Genomic DNA, 11,748 nt, shown 5'->3' on the forward strand with positions numbered 1-11,748 from the left:
TTGAGTTGCGTGTATGTTGAATACGTCGAAAGTCATGAATACGCTGCGCCCCGGCCTCTTTGGCGGGTTGATATCGCTGGCTGGAACTGCAATGGGCGCCGGGGATATTGAGTTTAATACCGACGTTCTTGATCTGATTGATCGCTCCAATATTGACCTGTCTCAGTTTGCACGCAGTGGGTTTATCTTGCCTGGCACCTACTCGATGGTGGTCCAGCTCAATACCCAACCCATATCTGAACAATCGGTGGCGTTCTTTCACCCCGATGATGATCCCAAAGGCAGTGTGCCTTGTTTATCGCGCGAGCTTGTTGGGCAACTGGGCCTCAAGGCATCCGGTGCCGACCAGCTGAAGTGGTGGAAAGGCGGGCAGTGCCTGGATGTCACGGGCTTGCCCGGCATGGAGGTCAGTGCCGACCTGGGCACGTCCACCCTGGACATCAACCTTCCCCAGGCCTACCTGGAATACAGCGCCATCAACTGGGACCCGCCGTCACGTTGGGACGAGGGGGTGCCGGGGTTGCTGGTTGACTACAACATGACGGCGCAGTCCAGCTACCGCAAAGGTGACGGTACGCGCAATGACCTCAGCGGTAACGGCACACTCGGGGCCAATGCCGGGGCCTGGCGCCTGCGGGCGGATTGGCAAGGGCGTGTCGAGAAAGACCGCGAGGCGCAGGCCCGCCGGCAAAAACTGGAATGGAGCCGCTATTACGCGTATCGCGCCATTCCAGCGCTGAAGGCACGCCTGGTGCTGGGCGAGGACTACCTGTATTCGGACCTGTTCGACAGCTTCCGCTTTACCGGTGCCGGGCTCAAGTCAGACGAAAGCCAGCTGCCGCCCAACCTGCGGGGCTATGCACCGGAAGTGGTCGGGGTGGCCAAGACCAATGCAAAGGTTGTCATCAGCCAGCAAGGGCGTGTGCTCTATGAAACGCTGGTGGCGGCAGGCCCTTTTCGGATCCAGGACCTTAACGACGCCGTGTCCGGCAAGCTGGATGTGCGGGTCGAAGAGCAGGACGGTTCGGTGCAGAAATTCCAGCTCGATACGGCGGGCGTTCCCTACCTGACGCGTCCCGGGCAGGTTCGTTACAAGCTGTCTGCCGGGCGGCCGTCCAACCTGCAGTACCACTCCCACGGTGACTTTTTCGGCACCGGCGAGTTTTCCTGGGGGATCAGCAATGGTTGGTCGCTTTTGGGCGGTGCGATAACGGATAACAACTACCGTGCGCTGTCGGTGGGCGCGGGTCGGGATTTGCTGTCGTTCGGCGCCATTTCCCTGGATGTCACCCAGTCCCGTGCCAGCCTGTGGAACCAGACACTCTCGGGTAAATCCTACCGCCTTCAATATTCCAAGAACTTTGAAGAGTACGACAGCCAGGTCACCTTCGCCGGTTACCGGTTCTCCGAGAAGAACTACTTGAGCATGAGCCAATACCTGGATGCTCGGCACTACGGGTTGAACGGTGAGCTGGGCGGACGCGGTGTATTCGATGAAGACGGTAACTTTATTGAACACTGGCAACCCATTGGCGGTAACAAGGCGCTGTATACGGTCACGGTGAACAAACAGTTCCGCGATCTGAACACCACGGTGTATGCCAGCTACAACAAACAAACCTATTGGAACCGGCCGGACACCCAGCGCTGGAACCTGTCGGCGTCTCGTTACTTCAACGTGGGCTCTGTCAGGAACATGAGCCTGTCGCTGAATTTATATCGCACCCATGAATACCAATATAAGGACAACGGAGCAGCGCTGACGGTCAGCCTGCCATTGGGACCCACCGGCACTCTGTCGATGGATGCCAACAGGGCCGGCGGCAAAAACAGCTTTACCACACGCTACGCCGATCGCCTGGATGAACGTAACAGCTACCAGGTCAGTGCCAGCGACACCTCGGCCAGCGGCTACCTGAGCCATATTGGTGACCAGGCCGACATCGACCTCAGCGCCACGACGCAACAAGGCAACAACCGCACCCTCAGCGCATCCGTGCGTGGCGGCGGCACGCTCACGCCTTACGGCGGGGCACTGCATCGAACCACCAGTACCGGCGGAACCCGGCTGATGGTCGATACCGCCGGAGTGCCCGATGTGCCTGTGCGGGGTTACGGCACGCCGACCCGCAGCAACGCGTTCGGCAAGGCGGTCATCTCCGATATCACCAGCTACCAGCGTACGGCGGCCAGTGTTGACCTGGAGAAATTGCCCAGCGATGTCGAGGCCACTCAGTCCGTGACGCAACTGACCCTCACCGAGGGGGCCATTGGCTACCGATCCCTGGAAGTGATTTCCGGCCAGAAGGCCATGGCGGTTCTTCGCCTGCCGGATGGCAGCGCACCGCCCTTCGGCGCCACGGTGAAGAACCGCAAGCAGCAGGACACAGGGGTGGTGAATGACGGCGGGGATGTCTACCTGAGCGGCATTCAGGCCGGCGAGCAGATGATCGTCAGCTGGGGCGGCACCGAGCGTTGCGTCCTGACGCTGCCTGTCGAGTTGCCAACGGATGCGTTCACCGATGCCCTGCAACTGCGCTGCCAGAGGGTAGCCGTCGATCAAGCCTCACCCGAGCCAGCCAGCCTGACCGGCCAGCGAAACACTATGGAGAACCCATCCTCATGAAACACCACATACGTTTTACCTACGCACTGCTGCTGGCGGTCTTGAGCCAGAGCGCCAACGCCGCTGTCGGCCTGGACCGTACCCGCGTGATTTTCGACGGTGGCAAAGACGCAACCAGCGTCAACATCACCAACAACAACCCCCAGTTGCCGTACCTGGCCCAGGGCTGGATCGAGGATGAAGAGGGCAACAAGATCACCTCGCCGTTGATCGTGCTGCCACCGGTCCAACGCCTGGAGCCCGGCAAGCAAAGCCAGGTGAAAGTCCAGGCGTTGCCGGCCGCCAAATCGCTGCCCCAGGATCGGGAAACGGTCTACTACTTCAACCTGCGGGAAATCCCGCCGCGCAGCGACAAGCCCAACACCCTGCAAATCGCCCTGCAAACCCGGATCAAATTGTTTTACCGGCCGCAGGCAATTACCCCCACCCAGCAGGACCTGTCCAACCCATGGCAGGAAAAGCTGACCCTTACCCGGCAAGGCGATCACTACCAGGTGAATAACCCCACGCCTTACTACGTGACCCTGGTGGATGCGCGCAGCAGCAAGGACGGCAAGACCATACCGGGCTTCGAGCCGGTGATGGTCCCGCCCAAAGGCACGCAGGCCCTGGGGCCGACTGCCAGGGAGCTCGGCACCACCCCCTATTTGTCCTACGTGAATGATTACGGTGGCCGTCCGCTGCTGGCGTTCACCTGCAGTGGCGAGACGTGCAAGGTGAACACGCAACTGTCTGTGGCCAATCAGTAGTGCCTGCTGCCGGAGAACGTCATGAAGTTGCACACAGTGAAGGTGTTGGGCGGTCTGTTGCTGATGGCCTTGATGGGTCCGGCGCACGCCGCGGATGACGAGGATGTGGAGGGCCTTGTCGGGATGCTCAACATTCTCGGGTCCATGCATGAAACCCCCTGCAGTTTGGAGATGGCATCCCTGCACCAGACGATTGACCTGGGTCCGGTGTCGGCCAGCCAGTTGCAACGACCGGGTGACCAGGCGACCTCCGTGGCCTTTCAACTGCTGTTCGAGGATTGTCGGCGTTCCGCCGGCCGCATCGCCAGTGAGCGTACGGGGAACCTGACCTGGAGCGCTCATCAGCCGGTGCTGTCGGTGGCATTTCTCGCCCCCGCCGATGCTGATGACCCACGGCTGGTCAAGGTGCAAGGCATCACCGGGATGGGCCTGCGCCTGACCGATTCCGAGGGGCGCGATGTTCAGCTGGGTTCAAGGGGAGAGCCGTTGTTCTTGCCCTTGGGCCGCAACACCCAGACCTGGAATGTCCAGCCCACGCGCACCCCGGCACCCCTGACCAGCGGTGCATTCCGGGCCGTGGTGGATTTCAGGCTCAATTATGACTAAGGGCAGAACAATGACCAGGTTAACCGGCCCGTGGGCCATTTTTATCGGTGCGGGACTGCTGTGGGCGGTCAGCCAGGGCGTGCAGGCCGATACCAACCTGACGATCCGCGCGACCATCATTGCACCTCCACCATGTGTGATTAACGGCGGCGGCACGCTGAATGTGCCGTTCGGCAATGACCTGCTGACGTCGCGGATCGATGGCGTGAATTATCGACGGGACGTGCCGTATACCGTCACCTGCAGTCCCCCCGTTTACAGCAACGCGATGACCCTGGAGCTCAAGGGCACGGCGGCCGGGTTTGATAACAAAGTGCTCTCGACCCCCAAGACCGACCTGGGGATAAAACTCTTCGCCAATGGGGCGGACTGGCCGCTGAACACGCCGTTGAGGTTCACCCATCCGACCTTTCCGGCCGTGCAGGCGGTGCCGGTCAAACGCGCGGGCAGCACGTTGACCGGAGGGGCCTTTGCGACCGCCGCCACCCTGGTGATCGAGTACCAATGACGAGCCCAAATAAAGAGGAACGATCAATGACAAGTTGGCCGCAGCGAGCGTTGCTCGCCTTGTGTTCCATCGGCTTTTGCAGTGCTGCGTCGGCCAACCTGACGTTCAACGGAACGCTGAACGAGCCGCCGCCCTGCACGATTGATTCGGGCAGCACGATTGAAGTCGATTTCGGGGATGTCGGCACCAAGCGCGTCGATGGCGTGAAATACCGCAGGGCCGTCGGCTACACCATCCGCTGTAGCGCCTCGACGCTGCCGTGGTTGTTGAAGCTGAGCGTCAAGGGCACAGAGACAACCTTTGATAACGCAGCCTTGCAAACCACTGCGCGTGACCTGGGCATTCGGCTGTACCAGAACAACGCACCGTTTCGCCTCAACACGCCGCTGGACATCAGCCTGGCGGCACCGCCGACATTGGAAGTGGTACCGGTCAAACGGCCGGGTTCGGTCCTGACAGCCCAAGGGTTCACGGCGGTGGCCACGCTGTTGGCTGAATACCAGTAGGAGTCGAGTGTATGCGACACGCAATGATTCATAAGGGGCTGGCCCTGCTGCTGACCTTCGGCCTGGCGGCCACGGCGCATGGGGTGGACAACCTGAGGTTCAAGGGCAACCTGGTGGAACAGGCCTGCACCATCCGCCCGGGCGATGAAGCCATCACCCTGGAACTGTGGGACCTGACCAGCAAGCACCTCTACATCAACACGCGCTCAGTGGGCAAACGTTTCACCCTGCACCTGGATGACTGCAATACCACCATCAGCGATTCGATGACCATCCTGTTCAACGGTGCGGAAAACCGCGCGTTGCCCGGCTTGTTCGCCCTGGACGGTGGCAGTGGTGCCTCGGGTATCGGGCTCGGCCTGGAGACGCTGAGCGATAAGCCAGTGCCGGTGAACAAGGTCGGCGACGAACAGAAATTGGTCCCCGGTAACAACGTCATCCAGCTCAAGGCCTATATACAGGGCGAGCCGGACGCCCTGCGCGACAAGACCATCGGGCACGGCAGCTACCGTGTGACTTCGACGTTTACGCTGGATTATCCGTAACGCTAAAGCGTTATTCATGGGACGAAAGAGAACAACATGAAACGACTATTTGGAGCCGTTGTACTCCTTGCTTTGAGCCTCGTGACGACGGTCGTGAAAGCTGCGGACTGCCGTGTGAATGGTGGTGCGTGGCAAAATATACGCAACAATCTGGTTCTGTCGGTTCCCGTAGAGGTCAGACTTAGCACCGATGTCACCCGTATCATCCTTGATGGTGTGAGGCTGGAGTGCAAATTTACCTGGTTTCCCGGTAGCCCGGAATGGCATGAGGACTATTGGGCGACGGGGATTCCGGGAGGGAGCCCTTGGAATCCGGGCCCGAAATTCACGGGCTATCGCAGCGGACTACGAATACTCGGGGCTTTTCATAACACGCCGATCCCGCATGGAGTTCGCGTGGCTACCATGCCCAGCAGAGAAAACCTGGGGGTCTGGATTGATGTGGCTCCCTTTATTTTGATCCGCAATGAGCCGTTGAATCCTATCGACGTTCGAGCAGGGGACAGGCTTGGTAGTCTGGAGCTAAGCCAGACAAACAACTATAACCCTACCGGTACAAGGCTCTTTCTTGTCTATACGGCCAGCAACAATTTCAGCATCTCCCCATCCACCTGCACAATCAACAACAACAACCCGATCGAGATCAATTTCGGCGACGTAAACCAGTTGGCAATCGGCACCGACCCACTGTCCTCGTCCATCCGCACCAACCGGACGTTGACCTACGCCTGCCCGGATGGCGGGATCAACACGGACATCACCATTACCTACAAAGGCACCCCGTCCTCGTTCAACGCCAACCTGCTGAGGATGAGCAACCCGGATGTGGGCACCGCCCTGGTCCGAGGGGGCGCTGCGGTTCCGGTAAATGGTGCGTATCGGACCCGCATCAACAACAGTACCGGGAGCGACACGGTGACGTTTTCCCTGGTCAAGCGAGCAGGGTCCGTGCCCATCTCCGGGCCCATCAGCGGCACCGGGGTGCTGGTAATGGGTGTGCCATGACACACCCATAGGGTCAGACCTGGCGCGTGACGCGGTTACGTTGTTCGTTGTGGCGTTCCAGGGCCTGGTGGGTCAGCTCGCGCATCCATTGTTTTTCGCGGTAACCCAGCTCATTGAGCAACAGGTTGTAGCGGTCGTCCGTCATGGGTTGCCCGGTCAGCACGTGCGGCTGCGGCACAGCCAGGGCGTCGGCGAGGCCCATCAGCGAGACCCGCAACGCTTCCTTTTGCTCGGCGGGCAAGCCATTGGCCTGGGCCAGCGTGGCCTGGGCTTCCTGCAGTTCATCCAGACGCGCGCATTGCTCGTCGAAATGCCGGGCATTGGCCTCAAGCGTGTTTGGGTGGTGGTCGTGCAGGTATTGCTCCCAGTACGGCTCCAGCAACATCTGGTTGACAAGGCCGTCGCCTTCCCCCAGCCCGAGCACGGTGGCGTAGGCCTGCTCGATCTGCGCCGGTTCGACCCTGGCCACGTCGCGGTACAGCATGTGTTCCGATAGCCAGGGCAGGTCCAGGCGGTTGGCCAACCGGGTCTGGTAGGCCAGGTAGATCTCCACGTCATCGACCTCGCCCGAAACGCCATTTATCATCTGCGAGCGCAAGCGTTGGCCGAGCCCACCTTCGGCGACGGGCTTGAGCCGGTGCGCGATGTCTTCGCCGACAATGCGGTTCAATTGCTTGAGGCGTGCGCTGCCCCTGGCCAGTGTCACCAGCCGGGCTTCGCATTCAAGGCTTGAGTTGGAGTAACGTTGCGCCTCACTGGCCATTACTTCGATGCCCATGTCGTTGAAAATCTGGGCGCTGCCATCGGCGCACAACCCTGGAAAGCTGGCCATTTTGAACAGCTTTTCACGCAACGGCGTATCGTTGTAGGCCGCTCCCAGCAAGCGCCAGACCCGCTGGCGCAAATCTTCCTGGGCATTCCAGTAAGCGTCGCGATCCTGCGCGGTATTGAACGCCTGTGGGGTTTCCAGCGCCTTGATCACCTCGAACATACCCTGGGAGCCATGCTCGCGTTCCACCTCATCCCACAGCCGCTCGCGCCGTTCGCGCAGGGGCTGTCCTATCCCTTCCAGCCAATGGGCGCTTTCCCCACGGGGGGCGTAGCTGCGGTTGGGGTCCAGCCCGGCGGCCTCACGGTATTGTTCGTACAGCAGGCGCTGATCGTTGCGCAGCGTATTGCGGTCCAGACGAGCGTGGGCGATGGTGCGGGCTTCGGCACTGCCCGGTGCGAAGACCGGCACATGGTTGATGCGGGTCTGGCTCAGTTCGAGCAGGAACCCTTCTTCGCGCGGGTGGGCAAATAGCCCGGCAGGCCATTGTTCGATGGGCGTGCGGTTTACGAACAAGCGGCGCAGGTGCGGCATTTTAACGACGTTCGGCGCTTGCGTGAGCGGGTTGCGGGACAGGTTCAGGTTGCGCAGCTGTTTCAGGTTTTTCAGGCGGGCGAGGTCGCCATTGAGCAACTGGATCTGATTCTCCCCCAGGTTGAGGTCACGCAGATGGCGCATGTCGGCAATGGCTTCGGGCAGCCGTGTCAACTGGTTCGCGCTTAGATCCAGCGCCCGCAGCGACGGGAACGCCTGGAGAAACGGCCATTGGCTGTCGCTCAGCATGCAGTCGGCCAGTTTCAGGCGGGTGACGTGGGCAAAGCCATCACCCAGCGTCGGCAGCCGGCCGGGCAGTTCCAGGTTGCTCAGGTCGAGGCTTGCGCCGCTCTGAAGCTGGCCCCAGTCGTTGAGATGTTCGGCCAGGCGGTCTTCCCAGCAGCGATAGAGTTTTTGGGCAATGATGTTTTTACGGCGTTTTTCATCACGGGCCATGTCGCTGTGCTTGGGGAAGGGGCTGGGCAGGCGCTTCCACTGTTCCAGTTCGGTTTGCAGAGCGTACCGCTGTGCCACCAGGCGATTGAGCACCTGGTTTTGGGGCCCTGGCCCAATCTCATTGAGAAATCGATCCAGACGCGCTTCGTCCAGGGTCGGGAACAGATTTTCCAGCACCGTACGTGCGTGGGCCTGGCTCAGGTGTTCCCGGGTATCGCGCAGCCGCCCGAGCACCGGACCGCCCAGCAGGGTGGTGGTGTGCACATCAGCTGTGCTGCGCAGCGGTGGCTCGGCCAGCACCCGGCGCCGTTCGGCCAGAGATTCGAGGGTTTCCATCAGCCAATGCTTGAGCCCGGCCCCCTGGCCGGGGCGGTAACCCAATTCACGTTGCTGTGCTTCGGACAGGGCGCGCAACAGGCATTCATACAGAGTGTCCGGCCCGTGCAGGCGCTGGCCCAACTGATCGAACAGTTCGTAGCCCACGTGGTTCTGGCGCACCAGTACTCGGCGTCGACTCGCATCGGTTGGCCCTGCTTCACAGCGCAACGCACCGCTGACCTGGCGATCACGGATTTGCACGTGCAGGTCGCCAAAGCCATCGCTGTGGTGCTTGAGGGCGTTGAGCACCAGGCGCTCGGTACCTTCGGTGATTGGCCAGGGCGAGAAGAACCCGGCGTAGGCCTGGACGCTGTGCTGGGCGAAGCTCAGTTCGCTGGCCTGGTTGAGCAGGCGCAGCGGAACGTGCTGGTCCAGGGTTTGCCGTTCGGCGGGGGTGGTGCCCGCCAGCAGGGTATCCGCCAGGTGCTTGTCCAAAGAACTGGCCCGCTCGCGCAACGAACGTCCATGGGGATCGGTGCTGACCTGACGGGCCTGGTGGATGTAGTCGGCGATATCGCCGGTCTGGCGCGCCACCGAGTCTGCCAGTTGATCGCGCAAGGTTTGTACGCGCAACGCTGGCGGTACGTCGCCGCCCAGCAGTTGCCGGATTGACGGCTCATCGAGAAAGGCCAGGGCCCGTGCCGGCAGCTCACCGGACATCACCTCGGCCAGACTCAGTTGCAGGGTATTGGCCGGCGAAGCATCCGGGTTGACGTATTTATGGGAGTTGCCGGTTTTATCGGAGCGTACGAATACTTCAAGTGCCTTGTCCCCAGGCCATCCTGGCAGCTCGGTGATGGTCTGTTCAAACCACGCCGATGTCGGGTCCAGAGGCAGCGGTGCACCGCTGCGGATAGTGTCCACGGTTTGTGTGGCAGCCTGGTAAGCCTCGTAGCGGTTGAGGGTAGCGTCCAGCAGCGGCGGAGTGGGTTGATTACGCACATACAGGTTGCGCAACACGCCGTCGTCGGTGCCGCTGATGCGTTTCATCCGTAGCAGTTGATCATCGGTAAACGGCGCGGTACGCGGCCCCAGGCGGCGCATCAGGGTGGTGCTGTCCCAGGTGCGCGGCTGCTCGGCTTCATGCACGAAGGCGCCACTGCCGTTGAACCGCACCTGGGGTCGATAGGCGTTGGCGCGCTCCGGGTGAGCGATACGCGTGTCGCCGGTTTCCGCGTCTGCCTGCACTTCGAAGTGAGCACCTTGCAGCGCCAGGATCTGCTTGCCCTGATGGGTGTGCAGGCCGTCGACAATGGGCGGCTGGTCGAGGTTTTTCACCGCATAGGGCGCGATATCCGGGTGCCACAGGCGCTTGCTGCCGTCGGGCCGCACTACCGGGCGCAAACCTTCGACGAAGGGGCTGAGCTTGAGCCGTGCGACATGGCCCAACTGGCTGGCAGCACCGAACAGGGCAAACTGGATCACGCTGTCGGCCACCGCGACCACTTGCTCCGCCGCCTCGGCACCGCGCCCCTGAGCCCAATCGACAATCCCCTCGAACACCTCGTCGGTGATCTGGTACAGGCTGTAGGCGAGCATCGCTTCCCCCAGCAGCGGCACGAAGGGCGTCAGCACCAGTAGCGCGGCGTTGAAGATATCCCCGAGGATTTTTTCCAGGTTGTCCCACCAGGCCCAGCGCGCGTGGCGGTCGGCGGTGGCGGTGGGCACGGCGATGTCCAGGGCATCATTGACGATCTTGTTCAACTTGAGGCGGTACTGGTAATTCCACAGGTCATTTTCGGCGGCGAGCGTTGAGCGATTGACGTGATCGTCGCGGATAGCCAGCAGGCTGAATTGCAGATTGGGCTGGGTGATCGGCGTGTCGCGCCAGCTGGGGCGCGGGTCGGTGTGTGGGGTTTGATGCCAACGTACACGGCTCAAGCGCGTATTGAGCCCGGCAAAGAATTCGCCGCGCCGGGCATGGTCGATGAACTGGCTGAAGAAGGTCTGGTAGCGCTGCTTGTCCCGCAGTTTTTCCGTGAGATGACTGAGGAAGGCCGCGGGCGAAGGGTATTGCTTCAAGGGGTGTTCGGGGTCTGCGGGGATATACACCAGCACCTTGCCCACCGGCCGGGTGGGCTGCGGCACAAATAGCAGCAGGATGCCGGTCAATGCCGTGCTCATCAGGCTCAGGGTATGGCATTCAAGGGGCAGCCCCTCCAGCAGTGCGACGCGGCCGGCGATCAGGTCGAGCACGGCGCCATGGGCATCGGCGTCGATGTCCCGATTGATCAGGGCCAGGTGCGCGGCCGTACCCAGGGCCTTCTTCTGGGTGGCAATCATCTGCAGGCGCACGGCCCGGGTTACCGTCGCATCATAGAACCCCAGGGCTTGGCGCAGGCTCTTCTGATAGCGGGCGCCCAGGTCCAGGGTACGGCAGATGTGCTTGAACTGGTCAGCGGTCAATACCGCGCCGGTGGTGGTGTGGCGCAAGGTCAGTGTATCCCGCTGCCCGCGTGGGTCCTCGGCGGACAGGAAGGCGTAGTCGAGGAAGGTGTCCGAGGCGGCGAAGTTGGCCAGCGCGGCGTCCAGCAGCGACAGGGTTTTGCTCTGCTCACCGCGAGTGAAGTCATGCACCCACCAGGCAACCGTGGCGCTGGCATACAGGCGCAGGTAGGTGGTTTTGACGTCGATATCGCCATAGGGCTTCAAGGCATTTTTCAGCAGCGGTTCGGCGAAGGCGTACACGTCGGTCAAGGCCTGGAATCGCTGCTCCATCGCCGTCTGTTGCTGCCAGTGTTCGGCAATGGCGGGCTTGAGCGCCTGATGCTGTTCGGCGCTGGCGTGGGGATAGTGGCGGATGCCTTGGCGAGCGATGTCGTTGAGTGCGTGCAGGCGATGGGGCGAGGTGGTTTTCAGCCAGTGCGGCAGGGCGTTTTCGATAAACGCGTGGTGCAGGGACTGGTCGGGTATGTCGGCCATGGGGGCAACCTGTAGAGCTCAAAAAGAAGGCTTGAGTCTATGCACCGGCACGGCTGCGGATAAGTTTGAATAGTGGGTGGAAAC

At 61.5% G+C, this 11,748-nt stretch carries 8 protein-coding genes; 7 read left to right on the plus strand and 1 reads right to left on the minus strand.

All coding sequences use genetic code 11. The features are described from left to right. Positions 1 to 13 precede the first annotated feature (13 nt). From HX811_RS01545 to HX811_RS01575, 7 genes are read left to right on the plus strand one after another with little or no spacing between them, the layout of a single operon-like run. A complete protein-coding gene (locus HX811_RS01545; protein WP_177044467.1) occupies positions 14 to 2,626 on the plus strand; it encodes an outer membrane usher protein in 2,613 nt (870 codons plus the stop codon). Further along, complete coding sequence (locus tag HX811_RS01550; protein WP_177044469.1) at positions 2,623 to 3,375, plus strand: fimbria/pilus periplasmic chaperone; 753 nt, start codon at positions 2,623 to 2,625, stop codon at positions 3,373 to 3,375. The genes HX811_RS01545 and HX811_RS01550 overlap by 4 nt, the downstream gene beginning before the upstream one ends. A gap of 21 nt (positions 3,376 to 3,396) precedes the next feature. Continuing rightward, complete coding sequence (locus HX811_RS01555; RefSeq protein ID WP_177044471.1) at positions 3,397 to 3,981, plus strand: fimbrial protein; 585 nt, start codon at positions 3,397 to 3,399, stop codon at positions 3,979 to 3,981. Between the two features lie 10 nt (positions 3,982 to 3,991). After that, positions 3,992 to 4,489 (plus strand): fimbrial protein, encoded by a 498-nt coding sequence (locus HX811_RS01560; RefSeq protein WP_177044473.1) that lies wholly within the window; start codon positions 3,992 to 3,994, stop codon positions 4,487 to 4,489. A 26-nt stretch (positions 4,490 to 4,515) separates the two neighbouring features. Continuing rightward, positions 4,516 to 4,995, plus strand: a complete 480-nt coding sequence (locus HX811_RS01565) for a fimbrial protein (RefSeq protein WP_177044475.1) — start codon at positions 4,516 to 4,518, stop codon at positions 4,993 to 4,995. Positions 4,996 to 5,006: 11 nt separating this feature from the next. Further along, positions 5,007 to 5,540, plus strand: a complete 534-nt coding sequence (locus HX811_RS01570; protein WP_177044477.1) for a fimbrial protein — start codon at positions 5,007 to 5,009, stop codon at positions 5,538 to 5,540. Between the two features lie 36 nt (positions 5,541 to 5,576). Then, the gene (locus HX811_RS01575; RefSeq protein ID WP_177044479.1) at positions 5,577 to 6,545 is read left to right on the plus strand and encodes a fimbrial protein; all 969 of its coding nucleotides are present in this window, start codon (positions 5,577 to 5,579) and stop codon (positions 6,543 to 6,545) included. A 13-nt stretch (positions 6,546 to 6,558) separates the two neighbouring features. Here HX811_RS01575 and HX811_RS01580 read toward each other — a convergent pair whose 3' ends face one another. Further along, positions 6,559 to 11,664, minus strand: a complete 5,106-nt coding sequence (locus HX811_RS01580; RefSeq protein ID WP_177044480.1) for an NEL-type E3 ubiquitin ligase domain-containing protein — start codon at positions 11,662 to 11,664, stop codon at positions 6,559 to 6,561. Between the last annotated feature and the right edge of the window lie 84 nt (positions 11,665 to 11,748).

This window comes from Pseudomonas sp. F8002, from assembly GCF_013385495.1.
Lineage (GTDB): Bacteria > Pseudomonadota > Gammaproteobacteria > Pseudomonadales > Pseudomonadaceae > Aquipseudomonas.